Source organism: Pseudomonas sp. B14-6 (assembly GCF_013260315.1).
In the GTDB taxonomy this organism is placed as follows: domain Bacteria; phylum Pseudomonadota; class Gammaproteobacteria; order Pseudomonadales; family Pseudomonadaceae; genus Aquipseudomonas; species Aquipseudomonas mandelii.
In genome coordinates, this window is record NZ_CP053929.1 from 4,823,641 (window position 1) to 4,841,453 (window position 17,813).

Annotated in this window: 19 protein-coding genes and 1 pseudogene; 5 read left to right on the forward strand and 15 right to left on the reverse strand. The window is 53.9% G+C overall.

Annotation, left to right across the window (positions count from 1 at the left end):
- Positions 1–36: 36 nt before the first annotated feature.
- Positions 37–816, reverse strand: a complete 780-nt coding sequence (locus HP062_RS22060; RefSeq protein ID WP_172792024.1) for an EAL domain-containing protein — start codon at positions 814–816, stop codon at positions 37–39.
- 116 nt (positions 817–932) lie between these two features.
- Between HP062_RS22060 and HP062_RS22065 the strand changes: the two genes are divergently transcribed.
- A complete protein-coding gene (locus HP062_RS22065; RefSeq protein WP_077747501.1) occupies positions 933–1,340 on the forward strand; it encodes an RNA-binding S4 domain-containing protein in 408 nt (135 codons plus the stop codon).
- 173 nt (positions 1,341–1,513) lie between these two features.
- Here HP062_RS22065 and HP062_RS22070 read toward each other — a convergent pair.
- Positions 1,514–1,733: pseudogene (locus tag HP062_RS22070) on the reverse strand (phosphoesterase); the annotation flags it as partial.
- Between the two features lie 102 nt (positions 1,734–1,835).
- On the opposite strand from HP062_RS22070, the gene hslO reads away from it, so the two are divergent.
- Positions 1,836–2,738 (forward strand): Hsp33 family molecular chaperone HslO, encoded by a 903-nt coding sequence (hslO, locus tag HP062_RS22075; RefSeq protein ID WP_083375279.1) that lies wholly within the window; start codon positions 1,836–1,838, stop codon positions 2,736–2,738.
- Between the two features lie 182 nt (positions 2,739–2,920).
- A complete protein-coding gene (locus tag HP062_RS22080) occupies positions 2,921–4,462 on the forward strand; it encodes a phosphoenolpyruvate carboxykinase (protein ID WP_077747502.1) in 1,542 nt (513 codons plus the stop codon).
- A 130-nt stretch (positions 4,463–4,592) separates the two neighbouring features.
- On the opposite strand, the gene HP062_RS22085 is transcribed toward HP062_RS22080, so the two are convergent.
- From HP062_RS22085 to HP062_RS22105, 5 genes are all read right to left on the reverse strand, one after another.
- Positions 4,593–4,958 (reverse strand): DUF1493 family protein, encoded by a 366-nt coding sequence (locus tag HP062_RS22085; protein ID WP_077747503.1) that lies wholly within the window; start codon positions 4,956–4,958, stop codon positions 4,593–4,595.
- Between the two features lie 32 nt (positions 4,959–4,990).
- Entirely contained in the window at positions 4,991–5,203 is a 213-nt protein-coding gene (locus HP062_RS22090; protein WP_077747504.1) for a YhfG family protein, read from the reverse strand.
- 129 nt (positions 5,204–5,332) lie between these two features.
- Positions 5,333–5,632 carry a hypothetical protein gene (locus HP062_RS22095; RefSeq protein WP_010464752.1) on the reverse strand — a complete coding sequence of 100 codons (300 nt, stop codon included), beginning with the start codon at positions 5,630–5,632 and terminating at the stop codon, positions 5,333–5,335.
- A 443-nt stretch (positions 5,633–6,075) separates the two neighbouring features.
- Positions 6,076–7,203, reverse strand: coding sequence for a hypothetical protein (locus tag HP062_RS22100; protein ID WP_172792025.1), 1,128 nt, complete (start codon positions 7,201–7,203; stop codon positions 6,076–6,078).
- An 88-nt stretch (positions 7,204–7,291) separates the two neighbouring features.
- The gene (locus tag HP062_RS22105) at positions 7,292–7,555 is read right to left on the reverse strand and encodes a hypothetical protein (protein WP_010464748.1); all 264 of its coding nucleotides are present in this window, start codon (positions 7,553–7,555) and stop codon (positions 7,292–7,294) included.
- Positions 7,556–7,825: 270 nt separating this feature from the next.
- Between HP062_RS22105 and HP062_RS22110 the strand changes: the two genes are divergently transcribed.
- Positions 7,826–8,329: a polysaccharide deacetylase gene (locus HP062_RS22110; protein ID WP_172792026.1), complete on the forward strand. Its 504-nt coding sequence runs from the start codon at positions 7,826–7,828 to the stop codon at positions 8,327–8,329.
- Between the two features lie 260 nt (positions 8,330–8,589).
- A complete protein-coding gene (locus tag HP062_RS22115; RefSeq protein ID WP_172792027.1) occupies positions 8,590–10,524 on the forward strand; it encodes an ATP-dependent DNA helicase RecQ in 1,935 nt (644 codons plus the stop codon).
- Between the two features lie 26 nt (positions 10,525–10,550).
- Here HP062_RS22115 and HP062_RS22120 read toward each other — a convergent pair whose 3' ends face one another.
- From HP062_RS22120 to rffA, 8 genes are all read right to left on the reverse strand, one after another.
- Positions 10,551–10,982 carry a GtrA family protein gene (locus HP062_RS22120; protein WP_172792028.1) on the reverse strand — a complete coding sequence of 144 codons (432 nt, stop codon included), beginning with the start codon at positions 10,980–10,982 and terminating at the stop codon, positions 10,551–10,553.
- Entirely contained in the window at positions 10,975–11,829 is an 855-nt protein-coding gene (locus HP062_RS22125) for a hypothetical protein (protein ID WP_256665870.1), read from the reverse strand. Before HP062_RS22125 ends, HP062_RS22120 begins: the two co-directional genes overlap by 8 nt.
- Before the next feature lie 64 nt (positions 11,830–11,893).
- Positions 11,894–12,559 (reverse strand): acetyltransferase, encoded by a 666-nt coding sequence (locus HP062_RS22130; RefSeq protein ID WP_010464737.1) that lies wholly within the window; start codon positions 12,557–12,559, stop codon positions 11,894–11,896.
- Positions 12,556–13,191 carry a trans-aconitate 2-methyltransferase gene (locus tag HP062_RS22135; RefSeq protein ID WP_010464736.1) on the reverse strand — a complete coding sequence of 212 codons (636 nt, stop codon included), beginning with the start codon at positions 13,189–13,191 and terminating at the stop codon, positions 12,556–12,558. Before HP062_RS22135 ends, HP062_RS22130 begins: the two co-directional genes overlap by 4 nt.
- Complete coding sequence (locus HP062_RS22140) at positions 13,178–14,101, reverse strand: glycosyltransferase family 2 protein (protein WP_172792029.1); 924 nt, start codon at positions 14,099–14,101, stop codon at positions 13,178–13,180. Before HP062_RS22140 ends, HP062_RS22135 begins: the two co-directional genes overlap by 14 nt.
- Positions 14,098–14,790, reverse strand: a complete 693-nt coding sequence (locus HP062_RS22145; protein ID WP_172792030.1) for a WbqC family protein — start codon at positions 14,788–14,790, stop codon at positions 14,098–14,100. The genes HP062_RS22140 and HP062_RS22145 overlap by 4 nt, the downstream gene beginning before the upstream one ends.
- Positions 14,791–14,828: 38 nt before the next feature.
- On the reverse strand, positions 14,829–16,463 hold the full coding sequence (locus HP062_RS22150) for a hypothetical protein (protein WP_172792031.1): 1,635 nt from the start codon (positions 16,461–16,463) through the stop codon (positions 14,829–14,831).
- 137 nt (positions 16,464–16,600) lie between these two features.
- Entirely contained in the window at positions 16,601–17,743 is a 1,143-nt protein-coding gene (gene rffA, locus HP062_RS22155; protein WP_010464728.1) for a dTDP-4-amino-4,6-dideoxygalactose transaminase, read from the reverse strand.
- Between the last annotated feature and the right edge of the window lie 70 nt (positions 17,744–17,813).

Here is a 17,813-nt window from a genome sequence, read left to right on the forward strand (position 1 = left end):
AATGGTCAAATGTCTTCAATAGGAAAAAACCGGCGATTAACGCGTCCAGGCCTCAGGTGCTACCTGGGCCAACGCTTTGAATGCAGGCTTGGCGAACCAGTAACCCTGCATCAGAAATATTCCACAGTCCGCCAGGAAATCCCGTTCTCCGGCGCTTTCGATGCCTTCGGCGATGACTGTAACGTTCAACTCCGCACACATTGTGACAACCCCTCGGACGATCGCCTGACGAACACGGTCGTGATCGACATCGCGGATCAGTGCCATGTCGAGTTTGATCAGGTCCGGTTGGAAATCAGCCAGCAGATTGAGCCCCGAGTAGCCCGCGCCGAAATCGTCGATGGCGGTCTTGAAGCCGAATTCGCGGTATTCACGCAGAATATTAGTCAAATGGCGATAGTTATCTACGTGCTCGCTTTCCAGGGTTTCGAAAATCAGCCGGTCGATGGGGAAGTTGTGTGTTTTCGCGGCTTCCAGAGTGGTGCGGATGCACAGCTCCGGGCGGTACACGGCGTTGGGCATGAAGTTGATGGACAAGTGTGTCTGCATGTTTAGATTGGCCGCTCCTGCAATGGCGCGGGTCCGGCAGAGCTGGTCGAAGCGGTAGCGATTTTCCTCGGTGACCTGGTCGAGCACCGACAGTGCGCCTTCCCCGGCAATGCCACGCACCAACGCTTCGTGAGCAAAAACTGATTGGTCGCGCAGATCGACGATCGGTTGGTAGGCAAAAGAAAAATCGAAGCCCAGCGGCTCGCTTTGCTGGCAGCCCTGGCAACCGCCCTGAGGCGAGGTCAATGAAGACGGGAATATAGTCACTCGATCACTCCATGCCGGTGAGCCGGCCAAGATCACAGTCTATCTGGGGGGCCGAGTTCTTGCGCCCGACAGAAACGGTAGTACAGTTCCGACTATGGGCTGAAAGAGGAATTCCAGTGGCACAAAAAAACGAAGAGGACGACAAGGTCCGTCTCGATAAGTGGTTGTGGGCCGCGCGTTTTTATAAAACACGTGCCTTGGCCAAGGCGGCAATTGAAAGCGGCAAGGTGCATTGCCGTGGTGAGCGCTGCAAACCGGGCAAGGAGCCGAGGGTGGGCGACGAGTTTCAGATTCGTGTGGGGTTCGAGGAACGCACGGTGGTGGTTCAGGCGCTATCGATTGTGCGCCGTGGCGCGCCAGAGGCTCAGACGTTGTATGCGGAAACCGATGCCAGCATCGCCAAGCGCGAAGCGGCTGCGGCCATGCGCAAGGCGGGCGCGTTGGGCATGAGCACCGATGGCAAGCCAAGCAAGAAACAGCGGCGGGATTTGTTCAAGTTTCGTGGGAGCAGTAACGACGAGTGAGGTAGATGCTTCTGTGTCGTCTGGGCTGAAGTCTTCGCGGGCAAGTCACGCTCCCACAGGTATAGCGCAGAGCTTTGTGGGAGTGAGCCTGCTCGCGATCGAGTGCGCAGCACTCGCCGGCAGCACCACAAAATCAGGCCCTAAGCACCACACTCAGCCGCGAAACTCCCCACATCGAATGGGCGCAGACTTGCAATCGCCCAGATGCGTAGCCATATCGGGTTGCTGGCCAGCGGCGCATTCAGCAGATGAAACAGCCACTCGTCGAAAATCACACACAGCATCTGACCTGTAGGCCATAACCAAAAGGCCAGCAGCGCCAGGAGGCACGAAATTGCACAGAGCCAACCGGCGCAGGTTCCACCTTGCTTGGAACAAACCCGGATTGTTCATAAAATGCCTCCCATGGCTGAACGTCGCGCACCAAAGTGGTGCTGCAAAGGCGCAATTTTCACGATTTGTAACCATTTTGTCATTACTTCAGAACCCAGACCTATGACCGATCTACCGGATACCGACTACACCCAACGCTTCATCTTCGATGACAGCGACACCCGCGGCGAGCTGGTTTCGTTGGAACGGAGTTACGCTGAAGTCCTCGCCAAACACCCGTATCCGGAGCCGGTCGCGCAACTGCTCGGCGAACTGATGGCGGCTGCGTCGTTGCTGGTCGGCACGTTGAAGTTCGATGGCTTGCTGATTCTTCAGGCCCGTTCCGACGGTCCGATTCCGCTGCTGATGATCGAGTGCTCCAGCGAGCGTGAAATCCGTGGCCTGGCCCGTTACGAAGCCGACCGGATTGCCCCCGACGCGACCCTCGCCGACCTGATGCCCAATGGCGTGCTGGCACTGACCGTCGACCCCACTCAGGGTCAGCGTTACCAAGGCATTGTCGACCTGGATGGCGAAACCCTGTCGGAGTGCTTCACCAACTACTTCGTCATGTCGCAACAGGTTGGCACCCGGTTCTGGCTGTACGCCGATGGCCGTCGCGCCCGCGGCATGTTGTTGCAGCAACTGCCTGCCGACCGCTTGAAAGACCAGGAAGAACGCGAGGACAGTTGGCAGCACATCACCGCGCTGGGCAACACCCTGACCGCCGACGAATTGCTGAGCCTGGACAACGAAACCGTGCTTCATCGCCTCTACCATGAAGAACAGGTGCGCCTGTTCGATGTGCAGAGATTGCGTTTCCGTTGCAGCTGCTCGCGAGAACGTTCGGCCAATGCTCTGGTCAGTTTGGGCATGGAAGACGCGCAGGCGCTGGTCATCGAGCACGGCGGCAACATCGAGATCGATTGCCAGTTCTGCAACCAGCGCTACCTGTTTGACGCGGCCGATATCACCCAATTGTTCGCCGGTGCGGGTGTCGAGACACCGTCAGATACCCGGCACTAAAACGGTTCAGCGCAGGTAAATTCACTGGATAGCGCCGGAATAACGCCGTTCTGACGGGAGGGCCCTACTATTTTTGGGCGTTTCTGGCATAATCCGGCCCACTTTTTGTCGCGGTAGTAGTGCACGACTTTCTACTACAAAACGTTTGGAGCACACTCGGCCACTGGCCGACGGGGAATCTCATGACGCAAGCCAATAACGCCGTGTACACCGATCTGAGTGTTGATGATCTGGTAAAAGAAGCTCTGAATCGCGGTGAAGGCGAGCTTGCCGACACTGGCGCACTGGTTGTTCGCACCGGTCACCGTACCGGCCGCTCGCCAGTCGACCGTTTCATCGTTGAAGAGCCGTCCACTCAGGCCGCCATTGCCTGGGGCCCGATCAACCGCAAGTTCCCGGCCGACAAGTTCGATGCCCTGTGGGACCGCGTCGAGGCCTTCAACAACGCGCAAGAACATTTCGTTTCCCACGTCCATGTAGGTTCGGCTGAAGAGCACTACTTGGCCGTGAAAATGACCACCCAGACGGCTTGGCAGAACCTGTTCGGTCGTTGCCTGTTCATCAACCCGGCTCAGTACAACCCGGCCGGTCGTGAAGAGTGGCAAGTTCTGAACGTCGCCAACTTCGAGTGCGTTCCAGAGCGTGACGGCACCAACTCCGACGGCTGTGTGATCATCAACTTCGCCCAGAAAAAAGTGCTGCTCGCCGGCATGCGTTACGCCGGTGAAATGAAGAAAGCCATGTTCTCGGTGCAGAACTTCCTGCTGCCGGCCGCCGACGTGCTGCCAATGCACTGCGCTGCCAACATCGGTGAAGCGGGCGACGTGACCCTGTTCTTCGGCCTGTCGGGCACTGGTAAAACCACCCTGTCCGCCGACGAAAGCCGTTACCTGATCGGTGACGACGAACACGGCTGGGGCGAAGGCGTTGTCTTCAACATCGAAGGCGGCTGCTACGCCAAGTGCATCGACTTGTCCGAGAAGAACGAGCCGGTCATCTGGAAAGCCATCAAGCACGGCGCCGTCCTGGAAAACGTCGTCATCGACGATGCCAAGCACGCCGACTACGCCGACGTCAGCCTGACCCAGAACAGCCGCGCCGCTTACCCGCTGGAGCACGTTGCCAAGCGTTCCGAGAAGAACCTCGGTGGCGAGCCAAACGCTGTGATCTTCCTGACCTGCGACCTGACCGGCGTACTGCCGCCAGTGTCGATCCTCAGCGAAGAACAAGCGGCCTACCACTTCCTGTCCGGCTACACCGCGCTGGTGGGCTCGACCGAAATGGGTTCCGGCAGCGGCATCAAGTCGACCTTCTCCACCTGCTTCGGCGCACCGTTCTTCCCGCGTCCGGCCGGCGAATACGCAGAACTGCTGATCAAGCGCATCCGCGGCTTCGGCTCCAAGGTTTACCTGGTCAACACCGGCTGGACCGGCGGCGGCTACGGCGTTGGCAAACGCTTCAACATCCCGACCACTCGTGGCGTGATTGCAGCGATCCAGAGCGGCGCGTTGATCGGTGCAGAAACCGAGCACCTCGACACCATCAACCTGGACGTGCCGTTGGCAGTGCCAGGCGTTGAGACTGGCCTGTTGAACCCACGTAACACCTGGGCTGACAAGGCTGCTTATGATGAAGCGGCCAAGGCGTTGGCTGGGTTGTTTGTTGAGAACTTCAAGAAGTTTGAAGTGAGCGACGCGATCAAGGCTGCAGGTCCTAAGCTGTAAGGCTTGGATTTAGCGAATGAAAAAGCCGCCCTTTGAGGGCGGCTTTTTTGTGGGCGTTTGGTTTCACCATCCAACTCACAACTGCCAATATTCCAGCTGTGTTGGCGCTAAACGACCAGAATAATGGCACTTATGTGTTGGGCTCGATGCCTTCCAGTTGCTGCGTATCCCACCGTTGCATTTTGATCGCTTGGTAAAGCATGCCGATGGTCAGCGGGATTTTGTCACCGCGACCCTTTGCCTTTCGCTTGAGATGCACATCAAACCCTTCGGGCTGAAAGTAGCGATAGGCGTCGTAGTCATCGAGGTCGATCCCGAACTGTTGTTCCAGCGATTCCATCAAATGCCGCGCATCAGCGCCATTGCAGCCCAGGTCGAAGTTGATCGAGGTGGTGAGGCTGATGGTTTTGCGTTCGGGCAGGCCGAGCTCTTCGTGCAACAGCTGCATGAGCAGGTGCATGACTTGGTCGTCGGGGAAGTTGGGGGAGAGGTTCATTGCGGGGGTGTCCGGTTGGGCTTGGATGGATCTTATTGATCGGCAGGCTTGTGGGGAAGGGCGGGAGCGGGTTGTGACGGTTTGTCTTGTTGGTATTTGGCGAGCGCTTCTTCTCGCTTAGGCAGTGGTTTGTCGAGGTTTGCCGGTGATGTGTCGAAACCAGCGAAATGCAGACTGGCCAGGTAATTAGAGCGGCACACCTTTTCGTAGTGCGCTTGTTTGTGTTTGAACGTTAATTCAGACATCACGATTGTCTCAGGCGTTGAAGGCTTGATCGAATGCAGCCCGGGACGCTCTGCGTCCCAAGTGCCGAACGCGGAGCGTCCGTAGAGGCATTCCCACGCGGAGCGTGGGAACGATCTTTTCATTCGGCGTCAGGCAGGTGCTTTCCAGCCCATCATGCGTTGTTGGGCGACTTGGAGCAGGTCGCAGCCGTCCTGGGCCAAGAGGTAGAGCGCGTGGGTGATGTGGGGGATATCTTCGACGTCGCCGTGTTTGAAGCAAACGCAGTGCAGGGTTTTGAGGAGGTCGCTGGAGGCTCGGATGCGCTGGAGGGCGGCTTCGAGGATGTCCTGGGGGTTGGCCTCTGTGTCGATGATCAGGGGCGGGGAATCGGTTAGGTTGGTTTGCAGTGGTAGGTAGCGATCGGTTGTGGACGGGTTCCATGTATTCATTTTATGTATTCTCAAATGCATTAGATGAAGCCACTACCATCGTGACCAAGCGATGGAGGCGGACTGTGTTCGGGTTGGTCAACCGTTGGAACCCATAAAGGCCGGCACGCCTAAAGGCGTCCCAAACACAGCCACCATATAGCGTGCAGACACTTGAGTGCCGGCAGCATACAACGGACGCGTTTATGTATTCCATCGGGTGACCAAGCCCGGTCGCTGATTTGTCAGCGACAGTCACGACTATAGATACGAGCCATCAAGCAGCGATAGACGACAAAGAGTCTCCGCTTGTAGGACCTGGCCGAACCTTGGCTAGGCCCTTTCCATAGGAATTTTCCGCGGCGCAATTTCTCGCGTTTTTTCGCCATCAGCCTCATCGCGTCCTCATCAGAAATGCTCGGTCGTGAATCATCAAGGTTGGCCTGAACCTGCCCCCCAACCACTCAACCAATATGCTTATAAGCCCCCACATCCTGCAGGCCAGTGGTCAACCCAGTCGCCGGCGCATAGATCGTGCCTTTCACTGCCGAGAACTTGACCCCGTTGCTGCCCAGCGAAACGTAGCGTTCGCCCTGGTCCAGCTCGGTGAAGAAGGTGTACGAGCACTTTTCCATCGCTTTGTATTTCGCGGCGGCGCTGGCCATGGCGTTGTGGTGGTTTTGCAGGTCGGTCGGGGTCAGGTTGGTGGTTTTGTTCAGCGGCACACCCCAGCGTTTCAAGCACACTTCGGCAAAGTGGCGGACGATCAGGCCGGGTTCGGCCAGCGCTTTAGGGCCGCTGACACCATCGGCGGCGGCGTTGCCGACCAGCGTGCCGTGGCGGCCGGGCATCGGGTAGATGTGAGTGCGGGTGCCGGTGGCCGTTTGCGGGATGACGCAGCTGAAGCCTTTGGAGCGTTCGTCCCGGGCGTAGAAGCCGACGTATTCTTTTACGTTGGCATTCAGTTTGACTTTTTCTTCCTGAAAGTTACCGATGCCCGGCACCGGATCTATCGCAAAGATGTTCACCGGGATGTTCTTCAGTGCGCTGTCCTTGAACATAGCATTGGCCAGCATATGGCAACTAATGCCACCGCGGCTCCAGCCTACCAAGTTGACGTTGGTTGGAATAACGCCGTCCTTGCGGAATGTTTTGATGATTTGTTCCTGTAACTTCTGTTGGGTCACGCTGCGGTCGCCGTAGTTGTACTTGCGCCACAACCAGGAACCTTCGACGATCACATCTTCAATAGGGATTCCGGCAGCCTTGAGACGGTTGTATTCAGCCTCGGTCAGTTTTTCACGTTCCCAGTCGCATTTGCCTTTGATGATGTTGATGGCGTGTTTGACGTTTTCTTCCCAGCCCTTGCCGAACAGCGTGCCGCTCAGGCCGTAGTCCCCGGATTTGGTGAACAGCTCGTCGGCTTGCAGGTTGCTGGTGCCGGGGCCGTCAATCACGATCCATTCGGCAAATTCGCGGCCGCCGTGATGGGAAGCCAGTGTCGAGACCAGTTCGCCGTTCCAGTAAGTCGGGTTCTGGTTGTCGAATTTGGTCGAACCGGTGCCGCAGAAGAAAATAGTTAATGTAGTCATTGTAGTGCTCTTGATGGGTTTAAGAGCTTGCAGACTAGTGTTTGTTATTTGCAAGTTGAAGAAGTTAGTTGTTTCTGTATTTGTGTTTTTAAAGTTCTGTTCGTTGTCTTGCAACTTCAAGAAGTTCGCAGCCGTCCTGCGTTAATAAATAAAGTGCATTCACTATGTGAGGAATATCCTTCACATCCGCCTGTTTGAAGCACAGGCAGTAAAGTGTTTCGAGCAGGTCGCTGGCGGCGCGCAGACGTTGGTGGGCGGCGTCGAGGATTTCGTGAGGGTCGGCCTCGGTGTCGATGACCAACACGGGCGATTCGCTGTAGCGGGTTTTGAGCGGGCGATAGCGGTCTTGCATGAGGTCCGTCCTATTTTCAGCGGCGACGCAAACTATAGAGGCGTACTTCCTGGCGTCGCAATACAGCGCAAATGGACGGGATTTGTAGGGGATTTACTTGCGTTGTGGCTTTTTGCCTACGTGTACCCCGAGGCTTTTTTCAGCAAATCCCCTAGAAGTCGAATTTCCTACATGTTTGTCAGGCGCAACGCAGCAATCCTCTGTATGGTGCGCGCCAGAATCTGTAGGACGTTTCGAAAACGTCTGTTCAATGCTTAAAGGGAATTAGGTATGCAATGGCTACGTATGGCCTCGATTTTGTTGCTGTGGGCAGGTGTTTGTCGTTTGGCGGGCGCAGCTGACACGGATAACTCTTTGATCCTCGCCAATGTGGATCGCACCGGTTGGCCAGATGCGATGACAAGCCAGGCCAATGTGGATACCGCATCCCGCGCCGAAGTATTGATGTTCAGTAAGGCGCTGCTGGCCAGCGAAATGCTCGACGAACAAAGTCTGAAACAGCGACTGGGCGTGCAGGATGTAAAGCTCAAGTCGGTCAGGCGAGTGCGTGACGGGTTGTGGGATCGGTTACTGATCACCTACCGCGGCGCCAGTCAGAACTGCGACGGCGAACCCTTCTGCCCTCGCGTGCGAAGCGTCGCCGATTTGCGTCAGTTGGCGGCGGCGTTCACGGGGGAAATCAGCCCGGCCCATGCGGTTTGGGTGAGCAAGAGCCAAACCGTTCACGAGCAAGCGCTGAATGATCAATTGCGTGTGGCGGTGTTGGTGCCCTGAGGGCTCTCGAAAGTCTTGCGGAGATTGCTCTGGCCTTCTCGCGAGCAGACTAGCTCCCACATTATTTTGAAATGCATTTCCCTGTAGGAGTGAGCCTGCTCGCGATAGCGATCTGAACGCTACCCAACCCTCATGCCTTGCCGTGTCCAGGTTGCATCCGCTGTATCATCCCGTATCGTTTTGGTCCCCGACCTTTTCTCGACTCGCTGCGTTTGCCGGCTAGGCTTTGGGCTTCGCAGCGGTCAACGGAGTGACAGCTTATGCACAACACCCTGGAACAGGTTTTCGGTTATCCACAGTTTCGGCCCGGCCAGGAGGCGGCGGTCAGCGCGGTGTTGGCCGGGCGTTCGGCAGCGGCGATTTTCCCCACCGGCTCAGGCAAGTCCCTTTGTTATCAATTGCCGGCGCTTTTGCTGCCGCACCTGACGCTGGTGGTCTCGCCGCTGCTGGCGTTGATGCAAGATCAGTTGGCGTTCCTTCAACGCCATGGCATTGCGGCGGGCAGCATCGATTCGGCCCAGAGTCGGGACGACGCAAGTGATGTGATGGCCCGGGCCAGGTCCGGCGAACTGAAGATTTTGATGATCTCTGTGGAGCGCCTGAAGAACGAGCGCTTTCGCAATTTCCTGCAGCAGGTGCCCATCTCGTTGTTGGTGGTGGACGAGGCGCACTGCATCTCGGAGTGGGGCCACAATTTCCGTCCCGACTATCTCAAGCTTCCCGACTACCAGCGCCAGTTCAACATTCCGCAGGCGCTACTGCTGACCGCCACTGCGACGCCCAAAGTGATCGCGGACATGGAGGCCAAATTCGCCATCGCACCCGAAGATGTGGTGACCACCGGTTTCTACAGGCCGAACCTCAATCTGCTGGTCGAGCCGGTACGCGGTCAGGACAAGCGCCGACGTCTGGTCGAATGGATGAGCGAACGTCCTGGCCAGCCGAGCATCGTCTACGTCACCCTGCAAAAAACCGCCGAGCACATCGCCGAACACCTGGGCCGTAACGGCATACAGGCCGAGGCCTATCACGCCGGTTTGCCCCACGAACAACGCGAAGCCATTCAAAAACGGTTCATGGGCGGGCAGTCCAATTGCATCGTCGCCACCATTGCCTTCGGGATGGGGATCGATAAGAGCGATATCCGCAACGTCGTGCATTTCGACCTGCCCAAATCCATCGAAAACTACAGCCAGGAAATCGGCCGTGCCGGGCGTGACGGGCAGCCATCCGATTGCCTGGTGCTGGCCAATCGCGACAGCCTCAACGTGCTGGAAAACTTCGTCTACGGCGACACGCCGGAACTGGACGGCATTCGTTGTGTGCTCGATGAGATGCAAGCTGCCGCGCCAGAGGGGCAGTGGGAGTTTCTGTTGGGGCCCTTGTCGGACCAGAGCAACATTCGCCAATTGCCGCTCAAGACTTTGCTGGTGCAACTCGAGCTGCGTGGCTTGATTGCTCCGCGTTACGCCTATTACGCCGAATACCGCTTCAAGTATCTGCAAGAGCCGGAAGCCTTGCTGGCCCGCTTCGAGGGCGAGCGAAAAGACTTCGTTGCAGCCATCATTCAGACTTCCAGCCGTGCGCGGACCTGGGCTACGGTGAATTTCGACGCGCTCTATGAACAGCATCAGGCCGAGCGTAACCGGGTGGTCAAGGCCCTGGATTATTTCCAGGAGAAAGGCTGGGTCGAGCTGGAAAGCAAGCAGATGACCGAGGTCTACAGCCTGCTGCAAGCGAATGTCGACAGTCAGGCACTGAGCGCCGAACTGCACGCTTATTTCACCCAGCACGAACGTACCGAGATTGCTCGGATTCACGCGATGCTGGATCTGTTTGCCACCGACCACTGCCTGGGCTATCGCCTGGCCGAGTACTTCGGCGATGAAAACGCGCCTCGTCAGTGTGGACATTGTTCGGTGTGTCATGGGCACGTGGCGCGACTGCCATCGCCGCCGGAATTGCCGGCGCTTGTGGATAAAAACTTTGAAGCGCTGTGCGATGATTTTATCCACAGGCATGAACAGCACACCGGCAATGTGCCGTCGGCTGAACGCGTAACGCGATTTTTGTGCGGGATCAGCGTGCCGCTGTTTACCAAGCTCAAGGCGCGAGCGACTCCCGGATTTGCGACGCTGGAGAACTATCCATATGCCGATGTGCGGGCTTGGGCAGAAGTGGCTTTGTCAAAATGAGGGGGCGCAGGCATGGTTGCGAGCAGCTATGCCTCGCCTCGTTGATTAATCAGTTTTTTTGGAAATACAAAGAACTTGAACATCAGGAAAAGAAAACCGGCAACGGCAAATATGGAAAATACCTGGACCCACTGATGCGGGTAGCCGAGATGGTCCACCATGATGATTAGAAGGGACAAATTCAAGGCATACCCAAGGCTATGCGCAAAAATATAACGCGCCCCAGCACTCATCAGATTGCCATCATGGGAAAAGGTCCATTTTCGGTTACTGATAAAACTGATGGCGGTACCCACCGCGTAGAGTACGCTCATCGTGATTTTCGGTGTGCCGCCATAATAGATAATCAACAAATAGATCAAATAGCCTAGAAAGTTAGTTATCAGACCGATTACGCCGTAACGCACTAACTCGATAATTGTCTTTTTCTTGGGGAGCTTGCCTAGTGATTTACGCATCTACCCAAACCGCCAGACCAAAACCGGATTTGCCATAACCATTACCGTTGTAGAGCATGTAACGTTGGTCTTTATGGATAAACACGTAGGGGTATTCGATCATCTCCGAGTCCCAATCATCAGCCGAGACATCAATGCCGCAAGCGTTCAAATCCAACTGCCAGGCGTGACCATCATTACTGCGCGCATACCCGATCCTGTAGGATTCCCCCGCACCACTTCGATAAGAAAACCACATTTCAAACCCGGTTTCTGTCGAGCCTATGACTGTTGGTCTCGAGAACGCTTGTGCTTGCCCAATAACGTAGGGAACCGCCAATCCTCGCCGATTCCAATGATGCCCGTCGGTAGAGGATGCGTAGTTCAAGGTATGCAGCATTTCTCCATTGCCGGCATCCCAATTTGCGGTTGAGCCGTACCACATATCGTAACCATCGCTGTCACGGCGCATCACCCAAGGGTAGGAAAGACTAATGGGATCGGTAGCATCAGCACCCATGAAAGGCACCTGACTCTCAAGTTTCAACGTGAGATCCGCATTGACGATCAGTCGACCGATATCACCACGCCAATGGCCGGCTGCTGGGTTTTGCCAACCCATAAATAGCATGTACCGAATGCCGTCGGCCTCATAACAATTGCCGATGCTGACGCCATCTGCAAAAAAGCTTCCTTCGTTGCCATGCACAAACATCGGTTCGTTATGTTCACAGATCACTTGGCGAGTGATGATGTTGACATCAACCGCGCCCACTGAGGACCGATTGTTGGCGTCTCTTCCGCTGTAATAAATCCGATAAACGTCGCCTTCAAGCAAAACGGGTAAGGGATTGGCAACGTGAGTCAAAAGCTTTGGATGCCGTCCGGTAATGGGGGGCGGTAGAGCAGTCCCAGTTTTTTCCAGTGAGGGGTCATATCTTCCTCAACTTGGTGCTTGGCACTTTGGAGCGCTCAGTCGCTGAACCGACGTACAAGCCCTCGGGTTCGGCATCACTCAAGAGCAAGGCACCTGCACCGATGACGCACCGTTCACCGACTTTGATGTGATCGCGCAGCGTTGCGTTAACACCGATAAAGCACTGCTCACCGATGTCGACGCCTCCAGAAACCACCACGTGGGAGGCAATGAAGGCGTGATCCCTGATCGTGGAGTGATGGCCAATATGATTACCGCTCCACAGCGTCACGTTGTTGCCGATGGTGACAAAGGGCTGGATGGTGTTGTCTTCGAAAATGAAGCAGTTCTCTCCGATACGTCCTTCATTCAAAACCGTTGCGTGAGAGCTGATAAAGTTTGCAAACCGGTAGCCCATTGCCTTGCCGGCAAGGTACTTTTCTTTGCGCACAGCATTGAGTTTCGAGTAGCTCAATGCGACGAACAATTCGAATCGATCTGGCGGATACTGCGTAGAGAGCTCCTCAAATGCGCATACAGGAAGCCCGCAAAATGTCGGGTCGGTGACGTACGCCGCGTTAACAGTAAACGCGACAACTTCATAGTCTGAATCCGAGGAAAAATAATAATGGGCAAGTTGTGCAATATCGCCCGCTCCAAAGATAATCAACGGTTTCTTCATGGTTGTTTCCTCACCAGGATGGTGAACTCATAGAGATCATAATCATGAAGAAGCGCCACATTGCGCGAATAACGACGTTTACAAAGATCGAACAGTTTGCAAGGGTCAGCGTAGTAAAGATATTCACGCATCTTGTCGGCATCGGAGTAGGACGTCAGGCAATTGAAGGCGAATCCCAATCGGCTGGTCTTGTCGAGCGTATCGAGTACACCTTCAAGGTAAGTGGACCACTCTAAATCTGTTCTGCCCAGGCGGACGTTGAAAATGCCACTCGCAATTCCGTAGTCAGCGGTGCGCATGGGTTCGCTGCCGACATGGAACTGTACGTGGGATTGACCGTTGTAACGCAGCCTTGCGGCATTGACCATGTCTTCAGACACATCGATGCCGTCGTAGGAAAATGCGCTGTGTCGCTCCTGCAAAAAGTCGTAGAACGCACCGTAGCCACTGCCGACATCATTGATGGAAAAGGGCTTTTCGCTGTCAATGATGTTGTTGAGTTGCTTAAACCGCAGGTACTGCCCTTCTTTACCATTCCAGTCCACCCCTTGAGGCGTCTCGCCGTGCTCGGCAAGTTTCGAGGAGTAGTACTCGGCAACTTCAGACAAAAGTTCGGTTTTATCGCTTTCCATGAACTTGCCTCACAATGGTATAGGGGCGCTGTTTGGTCTCAGAGAATATCTTCGACAAATAAATGCCGACAACACCTATAAAAGAAATGATCATCCCGCCCAACAGCCAAATAGAGGCCATCACCGATGTCCAACCATCTACAGGCGTGGCCAGCGTCAATTTAATGATCAGTAGATAAGTGATGTAAACGCAAGACAACAGTGAAATGGCCAGGCCAATATAAAAAATGCCAATCAATGGTGCATTGCTGAACGAGGTGACGGAATTGACCAACAAGGACATTTTCCGGCGCAGCGTATACGTCGTTTCGCTAGTGCTGTGTTTCTTTATGAGGCGAGGGTTTTGAACGAAACCTGTGATGTGCCACAGGCCTGCCATAAACACTTCACGTTCTTGATGGCTGAGCAATGCATCCACATAGCGACGGGTCATCAATCGTGCAGTCACGATGTTCTCTGGAAGGTTGAGGCCCGTGAGTAGCCTGAACAAGCCATAGAACCAGCGCCCGCTGATACGCTCCAGAAAATTGCCTTTGCGTCGTTCCTGCACGCCATAGACCACGTCATTTTGGTCTTCTGCCATTTGTTGCGCGAACGTGAGCAGCCATTCCGGTTCTTCTTCCAGATCACTATCGATCAGAAATATGCGCTCACCGGTGGCGTGTGCCAGGCCGGTCATCATCGCCTTGTGATGGCCGAAATTGCGCGACAGGTCGACAACCACGACGTGGCCGTCCTGCTCGGTCAAACGCACTGCGGTTTCCAGACTGTTGTCGGGTGAGCCATCGTTTACAAGGACGATTTCATAATCATCGCCAACCAGCTTTTGTGCGGCAGCGCTTGCTCGCTGGTGAAACTCAGCCAGGTAAGCAGCTGATTGATAAAGCGTCGCTACAATTGATAGTTTCATTGGCGTATGAATTTCATGAAGTTAGGCGTTTCTTTCCCACAATTGAATAACAAATCAAGAATGGTTACGTAGTGAGAAAAATCTCCCCAGAGCTGCGGATACTCAGGGTAGCCGGAATAGTCAAACCAGCTTAGCTGAATACCTCGGTCGAAGAACACATCGGCCTCAACGTAATCCCGTGCTGCCGGGCCGGAAATGTACTCGGTGGCGCCAGCCTGCACACAGAGGTCCGCCAGGCGTTCGGTCTTGCCGTCGCTCAACGTATAGTCCGAAGAATTGCTGATGACCGTCGTAATCCCCAGATAGGTACAGATGCGCTCGAGAAAGGCTCTATTGAGGTCAGACAGCCGCGTGTAGGGACCTCTAAAGAGAGGTTCAAGCCAGGCTGAAATCTCTTCGAAGTGCGGCGAACGGCGATAATTTTGCTGCAAGGATTTCCAGTGAACCGACGCCCACTCGGAACCCTCGATTTCGGTTTCGAAAATTGTCTGGTGGTATTTGCCTTTGACTTTAACGGGCACGGTTAGCCATTGCAGACCCTGAGGTGTCTTGATCTGGTTTCGGTTGCGCCAGTCACGCCGGGTGTATTGCATGTCGTCATAGAGAATGAATTCATCGACAGCGGCAATCATGTCGAAATAACCCTTCCAGGGTATGTAATTGGATTGCACGATAGCGATTTTTTTCATTTCGTTCAGACGCCTCTTAAATGAATAAAATGCATGATTTATAAATCGTCCAGGTTCACACAGCAATAACCCATGTCATCACTCTTTTGTACATTACGAAACTGCAATGGCATCCATTCGCAGCGTGAAATGACACCAGGACTTTTCAGTTTTTTCAAGAAGGGCAATAGTCGACCATTTGACAGGTCGCCGCCGAAGCCATATTCGGATACATAAAGAACATGTATGGGGTTTTTCGCTTTCATATAAGCGAAATACGTCATGTGATCGACAACCATATTTCGTGTTTTGTCCGGAGGCAGACCACAGGATGCACCAAGCTTCTCAATGGATTTCAAGTGGGATTGGGTATTGAAAACCGGAATGGACAAGGGTTGGCCAGGCAGCGTTGCTGCCGCAGACGCAGAGTTTTTTAGCGTGGCGGGAAATACTGCTAATAAGAGCGTCATCATCGAAAGGATGGAAATGATCAAGATGGCTGAGTAACCAACAGCCGAGTATCCACGCCATTTTGGGATGATGATGTTATGCAATAACAAAGCGGCCAGGATGATGGCGATGGGTAAAAATTGGGTAGCTGCGTAGAAATTCTGAATATTGAAGAAAAGCGCATTGAATATGTCGGCGGATGCCAGCAATGCGGCCAGAAAGACGGGTGCGGATAACTTTCTTCTTACGATGTTGATCATAAAGATCAATAAGCCAGCAAGGTGCGTGCCGATGATAAAGGCGTAAAGCAGATATTTGATAACGAAGTTCAAGTACAGGAAAAAGCTGTCACTGCTTTCAATCGGCGGCAGCCAACCCGATTGCGAAACCGGATTGAAGGTCAAATGTAAAAGTAGTTTGTCCGGGAAATTCAGAAGGTTGTTTGACGCTGCGTTGATAAAATCAAGCGGTGCAGAGAATAACATTCCTGGCAACAGTGTGTTGGCAGCCAGTAACGCTTGCATTGCAGGTGCATCTGTACAAGCGGCAATAGCGTTCGATTCGTGGAGTACTTGAGCAAACAGCACCAGCGCATAGACGAGCAATGCGCAACGGATTAGCGTGTGATAAGTCTCGGTGGTCAACCACAGGGCGACCAATAAAAAAGGGAGGAAGAACAGGCTTTTTGGATGGACATAAAAAAAACAGGAAAGTATAAATGTCAGCAGCAATGCCCCCAGGCATTGTTTAAACACGGTTTTTTCGGCTTTAAAATAAAACGCGGTTAAACAAAAAACCAGAATAGGCAATGTCATAAACTGTTCGGAGCGAGACAGGACCAATAGATATGGCAATACGCCTAGTGATGAAAATGCAATAAGGCCGGCAAGACGTGTCATGCCGGATTTTTCATTTGTTTGCTTAAAGCACCAGAATGTAAGCAGGCCAAACCAAACCAGTGTTAAAACAATCCCGCTTAATCTCGTCCCAAGAGGGCTCAGGTTGCTATATATCGTCGAAATCAATGCAGCGGCGGGATAAAAGACCCAGGAGACAGCCCGGTCGGACATTGTCGAGCATTGTGGAAAGAAAGACACCAAATGTTGGTCTTCAAGAAAAAACCTCGACACACTCCACTTTGACACAATTTCGTCAGAGTAGACGGGTATGACAATCCCGGACAGCAATGTAAAAAAAAATAGTCCGATAACTATGGAGGCGGTTCGTTCTGTCATTTTGTACATAGTTACGGCCTTGTGGGTGAAGCGGTACAGTTGTGAGCGGGCAATGCGCCTGCTGCTTTATAACGAGAATGCGACACTTTTTGAATGTCGAGGTGCACCGCTATAAGGCGGCCTCTCCCATGATATATTTTTGTTGATTAGTTGCTGGTCGCATTCAATAACAAGTCGGCAATTTTGTTTTGCTGCTGTTCGGTGAGCCCTACCCACATTGGCAGTCTTATCAAACGTTCCGACTGTTGGTTGGTCACCGTCAGTGGTCCGTGTGCTCGTCCATAGCGCTGTCCTGCTGGAGAGGAATGTAACGGAACGTAGTGAAATACCGCATCTACGGCGTTTTGTTTCAACCTGGTCAATACGTGTTGACGGTCAAATTTCGGATCAAGCAATACGTAATACATATGCGCGTTATGCTGGCACTCATCCGGCACTATCGGACGTCGTAAAATACCTTTCTGTTCAAAGGGGGCTAGCAGTTCGTGGTAATGCTGCCAACTCGCCAGGCGCTGGGCGGTTATTGATTGTGCCTCTTGCAATTGTGCCCACAGGAACGCTGCCGTCAGTTCTCCGGGCAAAAAAGAAGAACCTACCTCTTGCCACGTGTATTTATCGACCTCTCCTCGGAAAAATCGACTGCGATCAGTGCCTTTTTCCCGAATTATCTCAGCGCGCAACGCCAGGTCGTCGTCATTCACCAATAACGCTCCGCCTTCGCCGGAAATCACGTTCTTGGTCTCGTGGAAGCTGAAAGCACCTAAATCACCGATGCTCCCCAAGGCTCGCCCTTTATAGCTAGCCATCACTCCTTGAGCGGCGTCTTCCACGACTTTCAGGCCGCGCCGCCGAGCGATGTCCATGATGGTGTCCATTTCGCATGCAACTCCTGCGTAATGGACTGGGACTATCGCCTTCGTGCGGGGCGTAATGGCTGCCTCAATCAGGCGTTCGTCGAGGTTCAGAGTGTCTTCTCTGATGTCGACGAATACAGGCACCGCACCTCGCAAAACAAAGGCATTGGCGGTGGAGACGAAAGTGTAGGAAGGCATGATGACTTCGTCACCGGGCTGGATGTCCAGCAGCAACGCGGTCATTTCAAGAGCAGCAGTACATGAGTGGGTCAAAAGCGCTTTGACAGACCCGGTTGTTTCTTCGAGCCAGCGGTGACATTTCTTGGTGAACGGACCATCTCCAGCGAGCACATTACCGAGCTTCGCCTGTTCAATGAAATAAAACTCCTTACCTGTCATATAAGGTCGATTGAACGGGATTTTTCCGATACTCACGCGATGCCTCCGGGCCTGAATAGTTGTAGTGGTGTAGCCAGTCAGCAGATTGTTACTTTTTTGTATTTAG

Excerpts from the sequence above, each read along its gene's own strand:
- HP062_RS22090 (WP_077747504.1), bottom strand. The coding sequence starts at position 5,203 with ATGTCTGAATTAACGTTCAAACACAAACAAGCGCACTACGAAAAGGTG.
- HP062_RS22085 (WP_077747503.1), bottom strand. The coding sequence starts at position 4,958 with ATGAACCTCTCCCCCAACTTCCCCGACGACCAAGTCATGCACCTGCTC.
- HP062_RS22140 (WP_172792029.1), bottom strand. The coding sequence starts at position 14,101 with ATGAAACTATCAATTGTAGCGACGCTTTATCAATCAGCTGCTTACCTG.
- HP062_RS22145 (WP_172792030.1), bottom strand. The coding sequence starts at position 14,790 with ATGAAAAAAATCGCTATCGTGCAATCCAATTACATACCCTGGAAGGGT.
- HP062_RS22150 (WP_172792031.1), bottom strand. The coding sequence starts at position 16,463 with ATGTACAAAATGACAGAACGAACCGCCTCCATAGTTATCGGACTATTT.
- HP062_RS22115 (WP_172792027.1), top strand. The coding sequence starts at position 8,590 with ATGCACAACACCCTGGAACAGGTTTTCGGTTATCCACAGTTTCGGCCC.
- HP062_RS22105 (WP_010464748.1), bottom strand. The coding sequence starts at position 7,555 with ATGCAAGACCGCTATCGCCCGCTCAAAACCCGCTACAGCGAATCGCCC.
- HP062_RS22120 (WP_172792028.1), bottom strand. The coding sequence starts at position 10,982 with ATGCGTAAATCACTAGGCAAGCTCCCCAAGAAAAAGACAATTATCGAG.
- HP062_RS22095 (WP_010464752.1), bottom strand. The coding sequence starts at position 5,632 with ATGAATACATGGAACCCGTCCACAACCGATCGCTACCTACCACTGCAA.
- HP062_RS22100 (WP_172792025.1), bottom strand. The coding sequence starts at position 7,203 with ATGACTACATTAACTATTTTCTTCTGCGGCACCGGTTCGACCAAATTC.
- HP062_RS22080 (WP_077747502.1), top strand. The coding sequence starts at position 2,921 with ATGACGCAAGCCAATAACGCCGTGTACACCGATCTGAGTGTTGATGAT.
- HP062_RS22135 (WP_010464736.1), bottom strand. The coding sequence starts at position 13,191 with ATGGAAAGCGATAAAACCGAACTTTTGTCTGAAGTTGCCGAGTACTAC.
- HP062_RS22130 (WP_010464737.1), bottom strand. The coding sequence starts at position 12,559 with ATGAAGAAACCGTTGATTATCTTTGGAGCGGGCGATATTGCACAACTT.
- hslO (WP_083375279.1), top strand. The coding sequence starts at position 1,836 with ATGACCGATCTACCGGATACCGACTACACCCAACGCTTCATCTTCGAT.
- HP062_RS22110 (WP_172792026.1), top strand. The coding sequence starts at position 7,826 with ATGCAATGGCTACGTATGGCCTCGATTTTGTTGCTGTGGGCAGGTGTT.